At 73.3% G+C, this 18,771-nt stretch carries 16 protein-coding genes; 9 read left to right on the top strand and 7 right to left on the bottom strand.

The window, feature by feature from the left end; genetic code table 11:
* Positions 1-45 precede the first annotated feature (45 nt).
* From ABZU32_RS21545 to ABZU32_RS21535, 3 genes are read left to right on the top strand one after another with little or no spacing between them, the layout of a single operon-like run.
* Positions 46-1,275: an acyltransferase gene (locus tag ABZU32_RS21545; protein WP_354924550.1), complete on the top strand. Its 1,230-nt coding sequence runs from the start codon at positions 46-48 to the stop codon at positions 1,273-1,275.
* A gap of 31 nt (positions 1,276-1,306) precedes the next feature.
* Positions 1,307-2,815, top strand: coding sequence for a DUF2157 domain-containing protein (locus ABZU32_RS21540; protein WP_354924549.1), 1,509 nt, complete (start codon positions 1,307-1,309; stop codon positions 2,813-2,815).
* Positions 2,812-3,303, top strand: coding sequence for a GDYXXLXY domain-containing protein (locus ABZU32_RS21535; RefSeq protein WP_354837455.1), 492 nt, complete (start codon positions 2,812-2,814; stop codon positions 3,301-3,303). The genes ABZU32_RS21540 and ABZU32_RS21535 overlap by 4 nt, the downstream gene beginning before the upstream one ends.
* 591 nt (positions 3,304-3,894) lie before the next feature.
* Here ABZU32_RS21535 and ABZU32_RS21530 read toward each other — a convergent pair.
* Both ABZU32_RS21530 and ABZU32_RS21525 read right to left on the bottom strand, forming a co-directional pair.
* Entirely contained in the window at positions 3,895-4,332 is a 438-nt protein-coding gene (locus tag ABZU32_RS21530; RefSeq protein ID WP_354924548.1) for a VOC family protein, read from the bottom strand.
* Position 4,333: 1 nt separating this feature from the next.
* The gene (locus ABZU32_RS21525) at positions 4,334-4,918 is read right to left on the bottom strand and encodes a DinB family protein (protein WP_354924546.1); all 585 of its coding nucleotides are present in this window, start codon (positions 4,916-4,918) and stop codon (positions 4,334-4,336) included.
* Positions 4,919-4,979: 61 nt separating this feature from the next.
* Here ABZU32_RS21525 and ABZU32_RS21520 point away from each other — a divergent pair, with 61 nt between their 5' ends.
* The gene (locus tag ABZU32_RS21520; protein WP_354924544.1) at positions 4,980-5,942 is read left to right on the top strand and encodes a YafY family protein; all 963 of its coding nucleotides are present in this window, start codon (positions 4,980-4,982) and stop codon (positions 5,940-5,942) included.
* A 10-nt stretch (positions 5,943-5,952) separates the two neighbouring features.
* Here ABZU32_RS21520 and ABZU32_RS21515 read toward each other — a convergent pair whose 3' ends face one another.
* Both ABZU32_RS21515 and ABZU32_RS21510 read right to left on the bottom strand, forming a co-directional pair.
* On the bottom strand, positions 5,953-6,183 hold the full coding sequence (locus tag ABZU32_RS21515; RefSeq protein ID WP_354837447.1) for a DUF397 domain-containing protein: 231 nt from the start codon (positions 6,181-6,183) through the stop codon (positions 5,953-5,955).
* Between the two features lie 182 nt (positions 6,184-6,365).
* Complete coding sequence (locus ABZU32_RS21510; RefSeq protein WP_354924542.1) at positions 6,366-7,259, bottom strand: polysaccharide deacetylase family protein; 894 nt, start codon at positions 7,257-7,259, stop codon at positions 6,366-6,368.
* 261 nt (positions 7,260-7,520) lie between these two features.
* Between ABZU32_RS21510 and ABZU32_RS21505 the strand changes: the two genes are divergently transcribed.
* The gene (locus tag ABZU32_RS21505) at positions 7,521-8,864 is read left to right on the top strand and encodes a CDP-alcohol phosphatidyltransferase family protein (protein ID WP_354924540.1); all 1,344 of its coding nucleotides are present in this window, start codon (positions 7,521-7,523) and stop codon (positions 8,862-8,864) included.
* 3 nt (positions 8,865-8,867) lie between these two features.
* Complete coding sequence (locus tag ABZU32_RS21500; RefSeq protein WP_354924538.1) at positions 8,868-10,031, top strand: sulfotransferase; 1,164 nt, start codon at positions 8,868-8,870, stop codon at positions 10,029-10,031.
* On the opposite strand, the gene ABZU32_RS21495 is transcribed toward ABZU32_RS21500, so the two are convergent.
* Complete coding sequence (locus ABZU32_RS21495; protein ID WP_354924536.1) at positions 9,972-11,048, bottom strand: glycosyltransferase; 1,077 nt, start codon at positions 11,046-11,048, stop codon at positions 9,972-9,974. The genes ABZU32_RS21500 and ABZU32_RS21495 overlap by 60 nt on opposite strands.
* The gene (locus ABZU32_RS21490; protein ID WP_354924534.1) at positions 11,045-13,735 is read right to left on the bottom strand and encodes a CDP-glycerol glycerophosphotransferase family protein; all 2,691 of its coding nucleotides are present in this window, start codon (positions 13,733-13,735) and stop codon (positions 11,045-11,047) included. Before ABZU32_RS21490 ends, ABZU32_RS21495 begins: the two co-directional genes overlap by 4 nt.
* Positions 13,736-14,017: 282 nt before the next feature.
* Between ABZU32_RS21490 and ABZU32_RS21485 the strand changes: the two genes are divergently transcribed.
* The 3 genes from ABZU32_RS21485 to ABZU32_RS21475 all read left to right on the top strand — a co-directional run bounded on the left by ABZU32_RS21485 (position 14,018) and on the right by ABZU32_RS21475 (position 17,221).
* Complete coding sequence (locus ABZU32_RS21485; RefSeq protein ID WP_354924532.1) at positions 14,018-15,700, top strand: alkaline phosphatase D family protein; 1,683 nt, start codon at positions 14,018-14,020, stop codon at positions 15,698-15,700.
* Positions 15,701-15,953: 253 nt separating this feature from the next.
* Complete coding sequence (locus tag ABZU32_RS21480) at positions 15,954-16,445, top strand: SigE family RNA polymerase sigma factor (protein ID WP_354924530.1); 492 nt, start codon at positions 15,954-15,956, stop codon at positions 16,443-16,445.
* Positions 16,442-17,221 carry a hypothetical protein gene (locus ABZU32_RS21475; RefSeq protein ID WP_354924528.1) on the top strand — a complete coding sequence of 260 codons (780 nt, stop codon included), beginning with the start codon at positions 16,442-16,444 and terminating at the stop codon, positions 17,219-17,221. Before ABZU32_RS21480 ends, ABZU32_RS21475 begins: the two co-directional genes overlap by 4 nt.
* Before the next feature lie 308 nt (positions 17,222-17,529).
* Here the strand turns inward: ABZU32_RS21475 and ABZU32_RS21470 are convergent, their stop codons facing one another.
* Positions 17,530-18,711 (bottom strand): SRPBCC family protein, encoded by a 1,182-nt coding sequence (locus tag ABZU32_RS21470; RefSeq protein WP_354924526.1) that lies wholly within the window; start codon positions 18,709-18,711, stop codon positions 17,530-17,532.
* Between the last annotated feature and the right edge of the window lie 60 nt (positions 18,712-18,771).

Below are 18,771 nucleotides of genomic sequence, written 5' to 3'. Positions count from 1 at the left end.
GGAGTTCAGGGTTTGGACGGTCGCTGACCGAGTAAATTCTGGCAAATGCTTACGGCTCAGCCGCGCACCGCGCCGTCCCCCGCCGGTCCGGGTTCCGGGCCGCGCCTGGCATGGCTGGACGCGATCAGAGGCGTGGGCGCGACGGCCGTGCTCCTGGAGCACATGTTCTACCGCTTCCTGCCGGGGCTGCGGCCGGGCTGGTTCAACCTCGGCATGTACGGCGTGCTGGTGTTCTTCCTGGTCAGCGGCTACATCATCCCGGCCTCGCTGGAGCACAGGGGCGATGTCCGGGCGTTCTGGGTCGGCAGGTTCTTCCGGCTCTACCCGCTGTACCTGCTGGTCACCGGGCTGGTGCTGGCGTCGCTGCCCCTGGTGCCGCTGCGGCCGGCCGTGGTGCCCGACGCGGCCACGGCGGCCGCGCACGCCACCATGCTGCTGGACGTGGTCGGCTCGGGCGGCGTCGCCGACACGATGTGGACGCTCTCCTACGAGATGGTCTTCTACCTGCTGGTGACGGTGCTGTTCGTCGCGGGGGTCCACCGCCGCAGCGGCCTGTGCGCCGTGGGGTTCGCCCTCGCCGCGCTGGTCGTCGGGCTGCTGCTGGCCGCTCCCGTCCTCGACCGCGGCCCGGCGGCGTTCGCCGCGCTCGGCGCCTTCGTGGCGGGCCTGGCCTGCGTGCTCGCCCCGTCCGGGTGGGCGCGCCGGGCCGGCGCGGTGATCCTCGGCGGTCTGGCCGTGACGCTGGTGCTGCTCGGCAGCCGAACCCCGTGGCTCGGGCCGGCGATCCTCGCGGTGATGTTCACCGGCACGGTGATCCACCGCTGGGAGCGCGGGCAGACCGGCGGCCTGCGCGCGGTCGCCGTCGTGACGGCCGTGCTGGCGGCGGTCCCCTTCTTCGCCTTCCCCTCCGGCGGGTGGGCCTACCCGAGGGTGTGGATCACCACGCTCGCGCTGGTCGCGCTGACCTTCGCGGGCGGCATGGCCCTGCGCCGCCGCACGGTGCCGCGCGCGCTGGTCTGGCTCGGGGTGATCAGCTACTCGGTGTACCTGCTGCACCATCCGCTGCTGAAGCTGTTCCTCGCCGTGTTCGGCGATCCCCGCGAGCGTCCCGCCGGCGTGCAGGCGCTGCTGGCCCTCGCCTTCCTCGTCGTGGTGCTGGCGCTGAGCCGGCTGACCTACCGCTTCGTCGAGCGCCCCATGCAGCGCGCCGGCCGGCGGCTGGCGCGGGCGTGGACGGGCCCGCGCCCGGGCGAAGCGCCCGGTTCCGGGGCATGACGGACTACAGGGGCGAAGGAAGGAACGCGGCATGGAACCGACGTGGGTTCGCGTCCCGGCCCGGCGGCTGGCGTGGCTGCGCGGCGAGCTGGCCCGCTGGCAGGCGGAGGGCGTCATCGACGCGACCGCCGCCGAGCGCATCGCCGGCCGGTACGTCCCCGGGCGGAGGCTGAGCCTGGAGCGCGTCGTCCTGCTGCTCGGCGGCGGCTTCCTCGGCGTCGGGCTCATCTGGGTCGTGGCGGCCAACCTCGATCAGCTGTCACCGTTGGCCCGTTTCGCCGGCATCACCGTGGTCTGGCTGGCCGCCGCGGTCCTCGGCGAGGCGCTCGCCGGGCCGGCGGTGAGATCGGCGGCCCGGCTGGTGGCGGTTCTGGCGGCAGGAGGAGTGGTCTTCCAGGCCGCTCAAAGCTTGCAGGTCCCGGCGTACGGCTCCGGCCTGCTGGGCGTCTGGGCGGCGGGCGCGCTGGCGTACGCGTACGCGACCCACGCCGCCGGGCCGCTGCTCGCGGCCCTCGTCCTCGGGGCGTCCTGGTACGGCTGGTGGGCCGGCGAACAGACCGACTCCGCCGGAGGCGTCGCGGTCTGCCTGGTGGCCGCAGGAACAACCGCCATCTCCCTGGCCGTCCTCCACGAACGCCTCCGAACGCGCGCCGGGGCCATCGCCGGACCAGACGGCGCCGGCGGAACTCAGGAGGGCTCTGCCGGCGACGGCGAAACGCAGGACGGCCCCGTCCGTGCCGGCGGGGCCGTGACGGGCGGCCCCGTCCCCGCCGGGATCGTGAGGGACGTCGGCGCGCCGAGTCCCTGGTCCGGGCGGTTCGCGGCGGTCTGGCGGGCGGCCGGGTTCCTGCTGGCGCTGGGCGGACTGTTCGTCGCGGCCTTCCCCGGCGTCTCACAAGGCGAGATGTACGGCGCGCCGGCGCTGTGGGCGGGGCTCACCGCAGCGGCCGTGGCGGCGGGTGCGGCGCTCGTCCTCGGCGGCGCGGGGGATCGGCGCGAGGCGGCCGCGGCGCAGGTCTTCGGTGGCGCCGGGGATCGGCGCGAGCCGGCCGCGGCGCAGGTCCTCGGTGGCGCGGGGGATGGACGCGAGGCGGCCGCGGCGCAGGTCCTCGGTGGCGCGCAGGACCGGCGCGAGATGCTCGCGAGGCGCGTCCTCGGCGGCGCGGGCCACCGGTACGAAGTGCTCGCGGCGCTGGTCATGGTCGTCGCCGCGGTGAGCCTGGTCGCGTGGGCCCCTGGCGACGCCGAGCCGGCGATGGGCGGGTTCACCGCCGCGCAGACGGCGCGGGCCGTGGCGGGCACGCTGCTGTACATTCTCGCGGCGAGCTGGTTCGCGGTCGCGGCGGCCCGGCGGGATGAGACCCACCTCGTGCTGATCGCCACTGTGGCCCTGGTGGTGTTCGTCACGGCGCAGAGCTTCGCGGTGTTCCAGCCGCTGCTGTCCGGCGCGGCGCTGTTCCTGGCGCTCGGCGTGATCTTCATCGTCACCGGGGCGCTGGTCGAGTACGGGCGCCGGCGGCTGATGGAGGCGACCCGATGAGCGGCTCTTCCTCGCGCGTCTCCCGGCGCACCGCGATCATGGTGGCCGCCGCGCTACTGCTCCAGATGGCGCTGCTGGTCGTCGTGCTGCGACCGCAGCTGTCGGCCCGGCTGTCGGGCGCCGAGTACCGTCTCGCCGCGGGGCCGGTGGACCCGGTCGACCCGTTCAGGGGCGCCTACGTGATGCTGACCTACCCTGGCCTGCCGTCCGCCGAGGGGCAGGCGGCGGGCCGGGTGTACGTGCCGCTGGTTCGCGACGGCGCGCTGTGGAAGGGGGCCGGCGTCGAGCGGCGGCGCCCGGCCGCCGGCCCGTACCTGGCGTGCCGCACCGGCGGCTACGGGGACCTGCGGTGCGGCATCGACAGCCTGTTCCTGCCCGAGGACAAGGCCCGACGCGTCGGCTCCGAACTCGCGGCCGACCGCGCCGCGGCCGTGGTGAAGATCGACGACGACGGCAACGCCGCCCTCATCGACGTGGTCCCCCGCTGACGCCGACGCACCCTCCACGACCGCCCGCCGGCTCCCCCACCGTAAACGGCGCCGCAACCGCCGTCCCCCACCCCGCCGACCCGGCGCCGATCACACCCAGCGAACACCGGGTGTGGAGCATGGCGCTGGTTGTTGGGTGTCGGCTGGTCTTGCTGGGTGGGGGGCGGCGTCTGACGCCCTGCCGGGCTGGCGCTGATGACAGGCAGCGAACGCCGGGTGTGGAGCATGGCGCTGGTTGTTGGGTGTCGGCTGGTCTTGCTGGGTGGGGGGCGGCGTCTGACGCCCTGCCGGGCTGGCGCCGATGACAGGCAGCGAACACCGGATCGGGGATCCGGTCAGCCGGTTATGGGGTGCGGGGTTGACGAGGACGCCTCGGCTGCTCTGGGTTTCTCTTCGTCCTGACTTGTCGGTCTTCTGTGGGCGCCGAAGCGGTGGGATGGGGTACGGCGATATCGGCGCCCGGATACGGCGGAGAACCCGTACACCGTCCAAGGTGAAGGTGCATGGTCATCGCGCTCGGTGCCTGGTACTGCGAGGCGTCATTTCGGGCCGACCGGGGCGTGACGGTGTTGGTGGTCTCTGGATGGGTGGTCAGTCGAGGCAGAATTCGTTGCCTTCGGGGTCGGCCATCACGATGTGGCCGGCGCCGAGTGGGGGAGTGGGGTCGTGGCGCTGGAGGCGGGTGGCGCCGTGGGAGACCAGCCGCTCGGCCTCCGCCTCCAGGGCCGCCATCCGCGCATCGCCCTCAAGCCCCGGGGCCGCCCGCACATCGAGGTGCACACGGTTCTTGGCCTGCTTGCCCTCGGGAACCCGCTGGAAGAACAGCCGCGGCCCGGCGTCGTCGGGATCGACCACCGCCGAGGCGTCGTTGCGGTTCTCGGGCGGCACGCCCATCGCTTCCAGGGCCTGCTCCCATGACTCGAAGCCCTTGGGCGGGTCCTGCGTCCGGTAGCCCAGGGCCTCGGCCCAGAACGCCGCCAGCGCGGCCGGGTCGGCGCAGTCGAAGGTGATCTGTACGTCGCGGGCCATCTCAGCTCGCCTCCCGGCCGGTCAACTGGTGGGTGTGCAGGTGGAGGTCGCGGAGCAGGCACACCTCGGACAGATGGTGGATCAGCTCGCGGTTGATGTGCAGCACCAGCGTAGCCAGGGACCGGTCGGCGTAGGGCCCCTCCGCCTCGCCGCACGGGCGGGCGAGGCCGGTCTCGCCGAGGGACTCGACCCCGGCCAGCCAGGTGGCGTACTCCGCGTCGAGCTGGGCCAGCGCCGCGGCCGCGGTCGGGGCGTACTCGAAGGACTGGTAGTCGGTGCTCGCCCGGCCGAAGTGCGCGGCGTTGCGCACGGCCAGCACGCCGACGATCACGTGCCCGAGTCGCCAGGCGATCGTCGTGAACGGCGGCGGCTCGGGCATCGGCATCGCGAAGTCGATGGTCATCGCGCCCGACCCCGCCTGGATCGGTGCGGTGCCGGTGCCGCGCGGGCGGACGTTCCAGCAGCCGGGCGCCGGCTCCCAGAAGTACTCGTCATCGGTGAGCCCCTCGAGGCGATCGCGCAGCTGCTCGGTCCAGTGCCAGGCGAACTGCTCGCGGAGCAGGGAGTTCCATGTCTGGTCGGTCATGGGTCCAACCTGGCGCATATAGCGGACAGGATCGTTCCGCGATCTGTGGAACGATGAACGCGTGACCGTGGAGGCGACGACCGAGCGGGTGCTGCGGCTGCTGGGGCTGCTGCAGCGCCGGCCGTCCTGGACCGCGTCCGAGCTCGCCGCCGAACTGGAGGTCACCGACCGCTCGGTGCGCCGCGACGTGGAACGGCTGCGCGCGCTCGGCTACCCCGTGCACGCGACGGCGGGCGTCGGCGGCGGCTACCGGCTCGGCGCGGGCACCCGGCTGCCGCCGCTGCTCCTGGACGACGAGGAGGCGATCGCGACGGCGGTGTGCCTGCGGCTGGAGTCGGGGGGCACGGTCGCCGGGGCGGGCGAGGCGGCGCTGCGGGCGCTGGCGAAGCTCGACCAGGTGATGCCGCCCCGGCTGCGCGCCGAGGTGCGGGCGGTGTACGGCGCCACCGCGACCATGGCCGTCCCCGAGGTCGCGATCGACGCCGAGCTGCTGGTGACGCTCGCGCGGGCCTGCCGCGACGCCGTGCGGGTGCGGTTCTGGTACACCGGCCGCGACGGCGGTGAGCGCGAGCGCACGGTCGAGCCGGTGCGCATGGTGTCCACCGGCCGCCGCTGGTACCTGATGGCCTGGGACGTCGACCGCGACGACTGGCGCACCTTCCGGCTGGACCGCATGCGCGAGGTGGCGGCCACGACCTGGCGCTTCCGGCCGCGGGACCATCCGGACCCGGTCGCCTACGTGCAGCGGTCGGTGACCGGGGCGCCGTACCGGTATGTGGCCCAGGTGCGGGTGCACGCCATGCCCGACCAGGTGCGGCGGTTGGTGCCGCCCCAGGTGGGGCGGGTCGAGGACGACCGTGACGGGTGGTGCCTGCTCGTCACCGGCGGGGACGACCTCGACCGGCTCGCCCTGCACGTGGCGTGGCTGGGCTTCGAGGTGGAGGTGCTGGAGCCCGTCGAGTTGCGGGAGGCCGCCGCGGCGCTCGCCCGCCGCCTCACGGCAATGGCCGAGGCGGGCGGCTAGGAGCCAGCCCCTAGTCGTCGAACTCGCCGTCGCGGACGCCGAGGACGAAGGCGTTCCACTCGCCCGGTGTGAAGCGCAGCACCGTGCCGTTGGGGTCGGCGGGGTTGCGGAGCGCGACCGCGCCGCCCGGCAGATAGGCGATCTCGATGCGGTCGTCGGACGTGCTGCCGGGGGCGCTGAGCCAGGTGACGTCCGAGATGTCCATCGCGTACAGCTCGGCCTTTTCGTGCCCGTCGTTCATCGCCGGCCTGCCTGGGTCGTTGCGGGAGGGGTCACGCGGGCAACGTTAGCAGCCGCCCGCCCCGACGGCCGGTCGGTTGCGACGGCCGCTCGATCGCGACGACCAGTCGGTTGCGGCGACCGGTCGGTTGTGGTGACGGGGCGGTCGCGGCGGTTCGCCGGTCGGTGCGGCGGGTCGGCCGGTCAGTTCCAGCCGCCCACGGGGTAGACCTCGCCGGCGGCCAGCGACCTGCCGCGCAGCAGGGCGGTCACCGGGACGACGTGGTAACCCTTCTTCTCCAGTGAGGTGAGGATCTTCGGCATGGCCTTCACCGTCTCGGGCCACACGTCGTGCATGAGGACGACGCGGTCGCGCTTGGCCAGGCCGAGCACCTTCTTGGTGATGGCGGCGGTGTCGCGGAGCTCCCAGTCGCGGCTGGTGCCGTTCCACAGGATCTGCGCCATGCCGAGCTCGGCCGCGATGCCGCCCACCCGCTCGTCGGTGTCGCCGTAGGGCGGGCGCATGAGGTCGGGCGCCCTGCCGGTGAGCTTCTTGATCGCGTCCCGTGGGCGGGTCAGCTCGTCCCTGATGTCGCCGTCGGGCAGGGTGGTCAGGTGCGGGTGGTCGTAGGTGTGGTCGCCGATCTCGTGGCCCTCGCGGGCCATCCTGCGCACGATCGAGGGGTACTTGCCGATCTGGGCGCCGACCAGGAAGAAGGTGACCTTGGTGTGGTGCCGCCTGAGCAGGTCCAGCAGCGTGGAGGTGTAGCGGCCGGGGCCGTCGTCGAAGGTCAGCGCGATGCACTTCACCTTGGCGCAGTTCACCTTGCCGGCGCCCGTGGAGGAGACGGCGCCCGTGGAGGAGACGGCGCCCGTGGAGGAGACGGCGCCCGTGGAGGAGGCGGCGCCCGTGGAGGAGGCGGCGCCCGTGGAGGAGGCGGCGCCCGTGGAGGAGGCGGCGGCCGTGGAGGAGGCGGCGGCTCTCGCCTGGCCGGTCCGCGCCGGGCCGGAGGCGGCTTGGCCGGTGGACGCCACGGCGGCGGGCGTGGCCGCCAGTGCCATCGTGGTCGCGATCACGGTGGGAACCCATCGCCGCATCGAAAATCCTCCTTGGCTCGGCGCCGCGTCACCTTATCCCAGCCGTACTAATAACCGGATAAGTGGCTCAATATCGGTATGGGTCCGGCACCAGGGGCGGAGCGCCGGGAGAGACGCGATCCGGCTTCGCGCGGCGGACGTCGGAGGGGAAGGTCAAGCCCTCGGAGGCGGTCGCCGGTGGCGGTCAAGAAACCATCTAGAGATCTCATGTTAGTTACAGACGGTGATTTTCGGTGGCTTCGCGTGGCCATGCTGGCAGTCATGAGGCCATATTCGCTCGATGACGTCCTCGCGACGCGCAAACGCAGAGACTCATGGTGGACGGTGTTCATGGTCGACCCGGTGGCCTGCCGGGTGGCACTGTTCGTAGCGAATCACACCGAGATCACCCCGAACGCCCTCACGCGCTTCTCGCTGGTCCTCGGCATGGTCTCCGCGGGCTGCTTCGCCATGGGCCACCTGGTGCTCGGCGCGGTGCTGTTCTATGTGAGCTTCATGATCGACTGCGTTGACGGCAAGATCGCCCGGCTCAAGGGCACCGGGACCCCGTTCGGGCTGTGGCTGGACTACGTCGGCGACCGCATCCGGGTGGTCTGCTGCGCGGCCGGCCTTGCCTACGGGCAGTACGCCGCGACCGGCCGGCTCGCGTTCGTGCTGCTCGGGGCGGGCATCGCCATCTTGGACCTGTTCCGCTACGTCAACGCCCCCCAGATGAAGCGGGTGCGCCAGACGGTGAAGGCGCGCAGGCGCGCAGCCCGCCGTGAGGAGCTGGACGCGGTCCGCGACGCGATGGCCGTGGAGTCGCTGGCGCAGGATCCCGAGTACGACATGCCCTACGCCGCCGCGGCGGCCGCGAACGAGCCGCGGGATCCGTCCGGCTACGACCCCTGTGATCCTTACGACCCGTATGACCAGATGGCCGACCCGGGGTACCGGTTCGAGGACGCGCCGCCCGGTCCGCGCGCGCCCGGACGGTCACCGGGCGAGCACATCGACAGGGCGGACAACGCAGACAACGCGGTGAACGCGGACAACGCGGTGGACGCGGTGAACGCGGACAACGCCGACCAGCCCACCGAGACCTACAACGGGCCGCTGATCCCCCGCCAGGCGTCCCCGTCCAGCGAGTACGGGCATACCTACCCCTACGACCGCGCGGCCCCCTTCGACCAGGCGTCCTCGCACGACTGGACGGGCCCGCACGGCCACGCGGCCTCCTTCGGGCAGGCGGCCCCCGACGGCGCGACCGCCTCCTGGCACGCGGTGGACGCCCGGCAGGTCCCCTCGCCGCCGGAGGGGGAGGAGCCGCCGGCCGGCCTGCGCCAGCGCGTCGGCCTGTGCCTGGCCCGGCACCGCGTGCGCACGCACCTGATGAGCGGCATCGAGTTCCACGCGGCCGTGTTCATCGTCGGCCCGGTGCTCGGGCCCGCGGCGCTGCTGCCCGTCACCACCGGCGCGGGGGCGCTCCTCGTCCTCAACGAGATCTTCCTGGTCTACCGCATGTGGCAGTCCACCCGGGCCCTCGCGGCGGGGGCCGCGCACCCGCCCGCCGGTCCGGACGACGAACCGCACGTGCGCACCGACCCGTTCTTCACGGGGGTGTAGCCGATGCGGACGGACCGGCCGGTCTTCGTGATCGGCTGCCCGCGCTCCGGCACCACGATGCTGCAGCTCATGCTGCACTCGCACCCGCGCATCGCGGTGCCGCCGGAGAACCGCTTCCTGCTCCAGGCGTACTTCCGCCGGCGCCTGCACGGGGACATGCGCGAGGCGGGGAACCGCCGCGGGCTCGCCGAGTGGATCGCCACCGACCGGAGCACCAGGTTCGGCGAGCTGGGCCTGGACCGCGCGGCCTACGTCCGCAGGGCGGTCGAGGGACCCGGGTCGCTGGGTTCGGTGATCGGCGAGGCGTTCCGCGCGTACGCCGAGCGGTACGGCAAGCCGCGCTGGGGCGACAAGCGGCCCTGCTACATCCGGCATGTGGGCGCGCTGCTGCGCCTGTTCCCCGATGCCCAGTTCGTCCACCTGGTCAGGGACGGACGCGACTGCGTCGCCTCGCTCAAGGAGATGACCTGGTACAAACTGGACATCCTTCACGCGATCGCCACCTGGGCGGAGGCCGTCGACCTCGGGCGCCGCTACGCCGAAACGCTGCCGGTCGGCACCTTCCACGAGCTGCGGTACGAGGACCTGACCGCCGACCCGCACGGTGAACTGGCCAAGGTGTGCCGCTTCCTCGGCGAGGAGTTCGACCCCGCGATGTGCGAGCCCCGGCGCATGGCGACGGCGGCGGTGCCCTCCCACAAGGTGTGGCACAGCAACACCCACCAGGAGATCACCCAGGCCAGGGTGGGAAGCTGGACCACCCGGCTGGAGCCGTGGGAGATCGCGCTGTGCGACAGCGTCCTGGGCGGACGCCTGCGCGCCAGGGGCTACGAGCCGGCGGGCGGCCCGCGGCCCTCCGTCCCGCGGCTTCTCGCCTACCGCAGGACGGCGGCCCGGCGGTGGCTGTCGCTGCGCAAGCAGCGCCTCCGCGACCAGGTGAACAGCCGCCGCGAGCCCGGCCCGGTGGCCGCCATGCTCACCTCCGGCCAGCTCTCCCTCCTCGCCGTCCCCGCCCCACGCGCCCCCTTCCAGGAGTCCGCCCCCGTTCCGCGGGTCCCCTTCCAGGACTCCACGCCCGTTCCGCGGGTCCCCTTCCAGGACGGCCGGTCAGCGGCGGATGTGCGCGAACAGGGTCTCCCAGCGGTCCAGGACGTTCTCCGGCCGTAACGCCGCGGCCCGTGCCCTGGCTGCGGCGCCCAGGCGCCCGCGCCGGGCGGGGTCGGCCATCAGCGCGCTCAGCGCGGCGGTGAAGGTCTCGACGTCCGCGGGCGGCACCAGCGTCCCGGTCGTGCCGTCGAGCACGAGCGAGCGCACCCCTCCCGAGACGTCGAAGGCCACCGACGGCATGCCGTACGAGGCGGCCTCGGCCACGGCCGGGGGAAGCCCTTCATGCTCACTGGACAGCCCTAAGATCGCCGCGTCGAGGAACTCCTGCCCCATCCGCGCGGCCGGCACCCGGCCGCGGAACACCACGCGGTCGCCGATCCCGAGCGAGGAGGCGTGCGCCCGCAGCCGGGTCAGCTCCGGCCCGTCCCCGATCAGGTGCAACTCCCAGTGTCCGCGGGTGCGGCCGGCGCGCGCGAAGGCGGTGATGAGCCGGTCCAACCGCTTGACCGGGGCCAGCCGGCCCACCCCGAGCACGCGCGGCACGTCCAGAGGGGACGTTCTGTCCGGCCAGGCGCGCAGCGGGTTGGGCAGGTGGGCGGCGTTGGGCAGCAGCGCCTCCTCGGCGAACCGGCGGGCGTCCTCGGGGCTGAGGAAGACGGCCTGGTCCAGGGCGCCGTAGTCGCGCCGTACCGAGGCCAGGTGCGTGGTGCCGCGGGCGCGCTCGTACGAGCCGTGGTACTGCCCGATGGCGCGCAGCCGCGGCGGCAGCAGGTCGGCCAGCCAGGACACCGCTCCGGGCGAGGTGAGCACCGCGTACCCGGGGCCGATGGAGGCCAGCAGCCGGGCCACCCGGCCACGCGCCACCCACCGGACGCCCTCGCCGAGCGGCCGCCGTTGCACGACGTGGCGCTCGTACAGCGGCCGCTCGACGTACCGGAACGGCTCGGGGGCCTGGTGCAGGCCGATGACGTGCACCTCGTGCCCGCGCAGGGCCAGGCCCTGGGCGACCGTGTGGGTCACCTGCTGCACGCCGCCGAGCGTGTCGGCGTCCATGCAGGCGAACACGACCGCGTTCATGTGCCCTTTTCGCCGGGCAGGCCGGAGAAGAACGCCTCCACCACGCGCGCCGCCGCCTTGCCGGTCTCCTCCGCGCAGAACAGGGCGGCGAAGTCGGCGTACCGCTCGGCGTGCTCGGCGCTGACGGCCGGCAGGTCGCGCAGCGCGGCGACCAGTTCGGCCGTGGTCGTCAGGACGGGCCCGGGGGCGATCTCGCGCAGGTCGTAGTTGAGTCCGCGGTCCATCCGCACGTAGTCGTCGTGGTCGTCGGCGTACAGCAGGATGGGCCGCCCGGTGCAGGCGTAGTCGCAGATGATCGAGGAGTAGTCGCTGACCAGCGCGTCGGAGGCGAGGATGAGGTCGTTGACCTCGGGGTACGGTCCGGCCGCCCGGACGAGGTGGCGCACCCGCTCGGGCACGGTGAAGCGTTCTGCCGGATGGGTGCGCAGCACCACCACCCACTGGTCGGCGAGCGCGCGGGCCAGGGCGTCCAGGTCGACGCGCACCGACGTGCCGCCGCGCCTGTCCAGGTCGCGGTAGGTCGGCGCGTAGAGCAGGATGCGGCGGTCCTCGGGGATCTCCAGGGCCTCGCGCACCCTCGGCCCCGCGCCGGGGTCCCCGTTCACCAGCACGTCGCACCGCGGCGAGCCGAACCCGAGGACGGCGCCGGTGTACTCGTTCGACGGCACGAAGACGCGCTCGAACTCCGGCCCGGGGGAGACCAGCGCGTCCCAGCGGGCCACGGCGGAGTGCCACCGCTCGCGCGGGCCGGGGAAGTCCCCGCGCAGGTCCGGCGACTCGAACCCGACCGTCTTCAGCGCCTGGCCGTGCCAGGTCTGCAGGTAGCGGGTGCCCTTGGGCTTGGGGAAGTCCAGCGGGAACCCGTGGCTGTCCACCCAGTAGCCCGCCCGCGCCATGGTCCAGACGTACCGCCAGCTCATCCGCCGCACGAGCGGCACATCGGCGGGGAACCCGGCCGCCTTCGCCCGGGCCGACCAGCGCACCCGCAGCGGCAGGTCACGCCGCCGGATCTCCTCGTAGATGTAGCGGGGGTTGCCGGTGTAGGAGGCGCCGAGGTCGGACTCGAACAGCGCCAGGTCGCGGCGGCGCGGCACCACCTTGATCAGTCCCCGGTACACCCACAGCTTCAGCTCGGTGCGCCCGGCCAGGTCGCGCAGCGAGCGCAGCCGCGCCGCCCGGCGCAGCGCCCGCGACGGCCGCCAGGAGACGCGCAGGACGGCGCCGTCGCCGCTCGGGGCGACGGTGACCTCGTGCCGCCCCGCGGTCAAGGTCAGGGGAGGGGTGGCCGGGTCGACCAGCAGGCGGTCACTGGTGCGGTGGCCGTCCGGGCGGACGTGGGAGACGCGCACGTCCCGGCCGCCGTCGAACCCCAGGCGGCCGAGCCTTGCCCGCGCCAGGTCCACCTCCACCTGCGTGAGGTAGCTGCCGTCCGGCTGCCGCCGCGGCGCCAGCGGCACGCGCAGCCCCTTGACGGTCAGCTCGGCGGTGGTCTTCCAGCGGCGCAGCACGGCGAAGGGGTCGTAGGTGCGGACCGTCATCGACACGACCGTCCCCTGACAGGAGATCTCGCCTACCTCGTGCCTGATCCGGGACGCGGCGAAGGGCAGCTCGGCCAGCCGCAACGGCGTGATGTCCAGCGCGGGGTGAGCGCGCGTGCCCCAGTACGTCCGGCCGTCCACCCGCAGGGCGTGGCGGGGGGCGGCCTTGGGACCGGTCAGCGACCGCGCCGCCACCAGCAGGTCCTCGGCCTGGTCGGCGGCGATCAGGTGGCAGCACACCCTGATCATCGGATCGGCCCGCTGGAGCACGCCCGGCTCCAGTTCCGCGAGGTAGGGGCGTACGACCGAGGCGAACTCCTTGATCCACACCTTGGTGTGGCGGGGCAGCTTGTTGAGATGGACGCGCAGGTCCTGCGCGAGGAAGCGCTGCTGCCGGTGTCCGACGAGGTCGGAGCACCCGTTGTCGCGCAGCACCGCGTCGCTGATCTGCGCGGCCCGCACCCGGTCGCGCACGCCGTCCAGGTGCCCGGCGGACGGCGGCGGGGAGGCCGGGGCGGCGGCCGGGTGCGACAGGTACACCGTCCACGGCACGATCGCGAAGCGGCGGGCGGTGCAGAAGAGCGCGGCGGTGAAGACATGGTCCTCGTGGTGCAGGTTCTCGGCGAAGCGCAGGCCCTGCTCGCGCAGGAACGCGGTGCGGTACAGCTTGTTGGTGGCGAACCCGTCCAGGAACAGGCGCGGCTCGGCGCGGATGCCGTCGACCACCCGGCGCGGGCGGAACAGCTCGGGGCGGTAGCGCTGCGTGCGCCCGGTGGCCCCGGCCGGCCGTGCGATCTGTCCGGCGGCGAAGTCGGCGCCGGTGCGCTCGACCTCCAGCAGCAGGCTCTTGCAGGCGTGCCGGGTCAGCTCGTCGCCGCCGTCGAGGAACATGACGTGCGGCGCGCGCGCCGCGTCCAGCCCGGCGTTGCGCGGCGCGCCGCGGTGGCCGCTCGGGGTGTCGCGGCGGACGTACCTGACCCGCGGGTCGTCCAGCCGGGACACCAGGGCGGCGGTGTCGTCGGCGCCGGCGTGGTCCACGATGATCAGTTCGAGGTTGCGCAACGACTGGCCGAGCACGGACGCGATGGCGCGCGGCAGGCGGGCGGAGTCGTTGACGGTGATGAGCACAACGCTGACGTCCGGCTGCATGCGTGGTCTCTCCCGAGTCGGCATTGCCCTGACCGGGGTATTCCCGGGCGGATGCCCGTGCCGCCGGCCACGGCGGAGTGCTGACCGGCGCTTGCCGCGACCTTTGACGCGACGGGGCGCGGCGCGGGGCGGCCGTGGCGATGCTGGGATATCGCCTTCCTTACGCCTGCGGGGGTTTCAGTGGTATATGTCGCCCTTTCTATGACAGTTGCCGTTAACGGGGCGGTCATGATCCTCGGCAAGGCTGCGGATGTCGCATCTTGATCCCATGGGGAGCCCCGCATGCCGCACCTCGACCGACGCTCCTTCCTCGTGACCGGCCTCGCCGCGGGCGCGATCGCCACCATCCCGGCGTCCGCCGCGCTGGCCGACCCCGACCCCGCCGCCGAGACCGCGCAGAGCCTCGCGAGCCGGGGCCTGCGCTCCGACCCGTTCACCCTCGGCGTGGCCTCCGGCGACCCCGACCACAGCGGCTTCGTCCTGTGGACCCGCCTGGCCACCCAGCCGCTGGCCGAGGACGGCATGGGCGGCATGCCCGCACGGCCCTTCCCCGTGCTGTGGCAGGTGTACTCCGACGAGCGGTGCCGTCGCGTGGTGCGCTCGGGCGTCGCCGTGGCCGCCCCCGAATGGGGACACAGCGTCCACGTCGAGGTGGACGCCCTGCCCTCCGGACGCGAGTACTGGTACCGCTTCCGCGTCGGCCCGTACCTGTCACCCGTCGGACGCGCGCTCACCGCGCCGCACCTGCTGTCCTACGGCTCGCCGCTGTCGATGGCGTTCGTCTCCTGCGCCCAGTACGAGCACGGCTACTTCACCTCCTACCGGCGGCTGGCCGAGGAGCACCCGGACCTGATCCTGCACCTCGGCGACTACCAGTACGAGTACACCAAGAACACCTACACCATCCCCGGCGGCAACGTCCGCGACCACGAGGGCCCCGAGACCGAGACGCTCGCCGACTACCGGCAGCGGCACGCCCAGTACAAGACCGACCTGGACCTGCAGGCCGCCCACGCCGCCGCCCCCTGGCTGGTGGTGTTCGACGACCACGAGGTCGACAACAACTGGGCCGACGAGGTGCCCGAGAAGCCCGAGGTGCCGCAGCCGAACTTCCTGGCCCGCCGCGAGGCCGCGTTCCGCGCGTACTACGAGAACATGCCGCTGCGCCGCACCTCCGTCCCGCGCGGCATCGACATGCAGCTCTACCGGCGCGTCCGCTGGGGGCGCATGGCCACCTTCCACATGCTCGACACCCGGCAGTACCGCGACGACCAGGGCTGCGGCGACGGCTACCGCGACTGCCCCGCCGCCGTCGACCCGGCCCGCTCCATCACCGGCGCCGCCCAGGAGAGGTGGCTGCTGGACGGCTTCCGTCACTCCCGCGCCCAGTGGGACATCATCGGCCAGCAGGTCTTCTTCGCCCAGCGAGACAACAACGCCGGACCCGCCAAGGTCACCAGCATGGACGCCTGGGACGGGTACGTCGCCTCCCGGCAGCGCATCACCCAGGGATGGGTGGACGCCAAGGTGCGCAACCCCGTCGTGCTCACCGGCGACGTGCACGCGCACTGGGCCTCGGACCTCAAACTCGACTACGACGACCCCACCGGCCCGTCGGTCGGCTCGGAGCTGGTCGCCACGTCGATCACGACCGGCGGCGACGGAGCGGACTCCGACCCCGCCACCCACCCCTACCTGGCCATCAACCCGCACCTGAAGTTCTACAACAACCAGCGCGGGTACGTCCTGACGAAGATCGAGCGCGACCTCATGAGCGCCGACTTCAAGGTGGTGCCCCACGTGCAGGTCGCCGGGGACCCGGCCTACACCCGCGCGACGTTCGTCATCGAGGACCAGGTCCCCGGCGTCCAGCAGACCTACCTGCGACCGCTGGACACCACCCTCATGCGCACCCGCCCGATGACCGTCGAGGACACCGTCACCTGGGAGACCGAGCGCCCCTGACCTCCCCGTCCGGCGATCACCGGGACCCGCCCGGCGGCGGCGTCCCGGCGATTCCGCTTTCCGGCCTGCTTACGGGTCCCCGCCTTCCGGTTCCGCTTTCGGGTCCTGCTTTCGCGGTCCTGCTGCGGGGGTCCGGTTCTGGGCTCCCGCTTTCGGGGCGAGGCCGTATCTTGGCGGATTCATCGCGGGCGGTCATCCGAATCGGGTCCCCAACGAGTCGGTCTCTGTGAGACCTTCCGGACGGAGACCATGGATGGACGACGGGTTCGACGACTACGTGGCGGCGCGATACGAGCGGCTGCGGCATGCGGCCTATCTGCTCACGGGGAACCGGGCCACCGCCGAAGACCTCGTCCAGACGGCGCTCGCCAAGGCGTGGGTGGCTTGGCGCCGCATCGAGGGCGACCCTGACCGGTACGTGCACCGCATCATCGTGAACACCCACGCCTCCTGGTGGCGCAGGAAGTGGCGCGGCGAGGTGCCCGCCGAGCACCTGCCCGACCGGCCCGAGCAGGCCGACCTCGCGACCGAGGTCGGCCGCAGGCACGTCCTCAGACAGGCGATCGGCGACCTGCCCCGCCAGCAGCGGGCGGTCATCGTCCTGCACTACTTCGAGGACCTGACCCTCGTGCAGTGCGCCGACGTGCTGGGCTGCTCCGTCGGATCGGTGAAGGCTCAGCTCAGCCGGGCACTGAGACGCCTTCGCGTCGACTCGGAGACGCACCTGACGGGAGCTGAGCGATGACCTTCACCGAAGCCGACCTCCGCGCGGCACTGGCCGACGACCTGCGCGCCGGCCTTCCTGACGTGCCCGGCATCGTGCGGCGCGGTCACCGCATCAGGCGGGGCAGGGCCGCCTCCGCGGTGACCCTCGCGGGCGCCGCGGCGGCCGCGGCGGCGGTGCTGATCGCGAGGCCCGGGCTCGACCCCGCGGCGGTGGACAGGACGCCGGTGACGGCGGCGACCGTCGCCCCGCCCGCCGGCCTCCCGGCGATGAACGATCTGGACAATCCGTTGATCAGGACCGTCGTGTCCACCACGCTCATCACCGGCCGCGAGATCACCTTCCGGCCGCTGAGCGTCGACACCTCCTACAAGATCGTCTGTGACGATCCGAGGGCATGGGTGGCGGTCCGCACGTCCGACGGCATGGGGTTGTCCGGCAGATGCGGGACCGACGGGATCGGCAACTACTTCACCAGGGCATCGGTTCCCTCCGACTGGCTGCGGCGGCCCCAACGGCTGCGCGTCTGGGTGTTCCCCGCCGACACGCCGATCATCGACCACCGGCCGCGGGCGAATGAGACCGAGAGGTACGCCGGCTGCAAGGTCGTGGACGACTCAGTGGGCCGGTGTGACGGCGGGTACCTGGCCGAGATGCTGCTCCAGCCCGGTCGCGTCGAGAAGCTCGCCACCCGGCTCGGTCCCCGGCCAGGCCGCTGGGCCATCGGCGTCTACGACGGCCCCGAAGCCACGCTTTCCGCCACCCCAACCCCCACCCCGTCCGTGCCCGGCGAATAGCCATTCCCGCAGCCCAACCTCACCTCTCCCCACCATCCCCGCCATCCCCGCCATCCCTGCGGTCCCTGTGGTTCCTGCGGTCCCGCTGTCCGTGCGGTCCCTGTGGTTCCTGCGGTCCCGCCATCCCTGCGGTCCCGCCATCCCTGCGGTCCCTGTGGTTCCTGCGGTCCCCGCCGTGTTCGCTGCTGTACGACGGTTTTCGGGGCGCCGCGTCGGCGGGTCCGGGGTACGGCGATGCCGGCGCCTATGTGCGGCGAGCACCTGGCCGGAGGTCGGCGAGCACCTGGCCGGGGGAGGCGGGTGTGTGGTCAGCGGCGGGCGAGCATGCGGCGTACGAGCCAGGCGAGGAGGACGACCAGGGCCAGGGCGGCGACGGCCGGGGCGACGCGCTTGAGCACGGGGACTCCGGCGATCTCCAGCAGGTCGAGTGCCTCCTCCTCGGCGGTGCGGGACGTGCGGGCCGTCCCGGCGGGGTGCACCTCGCGGCCCGCCGCCGCCTCCTTGGCGTACGGCGGCTCGTAGGAGTCGGGCACGGCGGTGAGATGCCGCGCGGGCGGTTGCTCCCCTCCGCCCGGACCAGCGGCCGGCGTCGCGGCCTCCGCCGGCGCGGCGGCCTGGGCGGGCGGCTCCGCGGCGGCTTGGGCGGGCGGCTCCTCGACGGCCTGGCCGGTCCTCTCCTCGGCGGCCTGGCCGGATGGCTCCGCGGTGGCCGGCTGCTGGAGGTCCTGGTCGCCGGTGCCCCTCAACGGCACCACGTCGGCCGGTGCGCCGATCGCCGTCACCGTGGCCGGCTCCTGGTCGCCCACCGGGACGATCTCGGGAACCTCCTGCTCTTCGGCGTCCGGCAGAGACGTTCCCGGCTGGTTGAACGGGGTCGTGGCGGGCGCGCTGGACAGCGGCGGAGCGGTCACCTCGGCTGCGGCCTCGGCAGGGGTCTCCGGCGCGGCGGCGCCTGTCGAGTCAGCGGGGGTCTCGGGGGTCGCGGCGTCCGTCGTGTCAGCGAGAGTCTCGGGGGTCGCGGCGTCGAGGGGCTCGGCGGGGCTCTCGTGGAGGAGGGCCGCCAGGTTGGCCGCGAAGCGGTCGAGCAGCTTGGCGCCGACCTCGGCCATCACCCCGCGTCCGAACTGCGCGGGACGGCCGGTCACGTTGAAGGAGGTCTCGACCTTGACCCGGGTCTGGGCGCCCTCCCCGGCCAGCGCCGCGCTCACCGTGGCGGTCGCGGTGCCGGTGCCACGCGCCTCCTTGCCCGACGCCTTGAGGGTGAGAGTGTGGGCGTCCTTGTCGACCGCCTCGAAGCTCGCCCGGCCCCGATAGGTGACGGTGATCGGCCCGACCTTCACCTTCATCCGCCCGGTGAAGTCGTCGCCCTCCGCGCTGTCCAGTGCAGCGCCCGGCAGGCACGGAGCCACCCGCTCGACGTCGAGGAGCACCGCCCACGCCTGCTCAAGCGGCACCGGGACCGTGAACTCGTGCTCGAACCGCATCGTCATCGACCCGCTCCTCATCCAGGTGCCGCCCAGCCGGTGGACGCGGGACGGCCCTCGTCGCTC

It is taken from the genome of Sphaerisporangium sp. NPDC005288, from assembly GCF_040607475.1.
Taxonomy (GTDB): domain Bacteria; phylum Actinomycetota; class Actinomycetes; order Streptosporangiales; family Streptosporangiaceae; genus Sphaerisporangium; species Sphaerisporangium rhizosphaerae.
The sequence above is the reverse complement of the archived record's forward strand: the minus strand, read 5'-3'. Positions and strand labels throughout refer to the sequence as shown.

Coding starts and splice junctions, on each gene's coding strand:
- ABZU32_RS21510 (WP_354924542.1), bottom strand. CDS start 7,259: ATGCGGCGATGGGTTCCCACCGTGATCGCGACCACGATGGCACTGGCG.
- ABZU32_RS21515 (WP_354837447.1), bottom strand. CDS start 6,183: ATGAACGACGGGCACGAAAAGGCCGAGCTGTACGCGATGGACATCTCG.
- ABZU32_RS21485 (WP_354924532.1), top strand. CDS start 14,018: ATGCCGCACCTCGACCGACGCTCCTTCCTCGTGACCGGCCTCGCCGCG.
- ABZU32_RS21475 (WP_354924528.1), top strand. CDS start 16,442: ATGACCTTCACCGAAGCCGACCTCCGCGCGGCACTGGCCGACGACCTG.
- ABZU32_RS21530 (WP_354924548.1), bottom strand. CDS start 4,332: ATGGCCCGCGACGTACAGATCACCTTCGACTGCGCCGACCCGGCCGCG.
- ABZU32_RS21495 (WP_354924536.1), bottom strand. CDS start 11,048: ATGAACGCGGTCGTGTTCGCCTGCATGGACGCCGACACGCTCGGCGGC.
- ABZU32_RS21490 (WP_354924534.1), bottom strand. CDS start 13,735: ATGCAGCCGGACGTCAGCGTTGTGCTCATCACCGTCAACGACTCCGCC.
- ABZU32_RS21540 (WP_354924549.1), top strand. CDS start 1,307: ATGGAACCGACGTGGGTTCGCGTCCCGGCCCGGCGGCTGGCGTGGCTG.
- ABZU32_RS21500 (WP_354924538.1), top strand. CDS start 8,868: ATGCGGACGGACCGGCCGGTCTTCGTGATCGGCTGCCCGCGCTCCGGC.
- ABZU32_RS21480 (WP_354924530.1), top strand. CDS start 15,954: ATGGACGACGGGTTCGACGACTACGTGGCGGCGCGATACGAGCGGCTG.
- ABZU32_RS21545 (WP_354924550.1), top strand. CDS start 46: ATGCTTACGGCTCAGCCGCGCACCGCGCCGTCCCCCGCCGGTCCGGGT.
- ABZU32_RS21470 (WP_354924526.1), bottom strand. CDS start 18,711: ATGACGATGCGGTTCGAGCACGAGTTCACGGTCCCGGTGCCGCTTGAG.
- ABZU32_RS21525 (WP_354924546.1), bottom strand. CDS start 4,918: ATGACCGACCAGACATGGAACTCCCTGCTCCGCGAGCAGTTCGCCTGG.
- ABZU32_RS21505 (WP_354924540.1), top strand. CDS start 7,521: ATGAGGCCATATTCGCTCGATGACGTCCTCGCGACGCGCAAACGCAGA.
- ABZU32_RS21535 (WP_354837455.1), top strand. CDS start 2,812: ATGAGCGGCTCTTCCTCGCGCGTCTCCCGGCGCACCGCGATCATGGTG.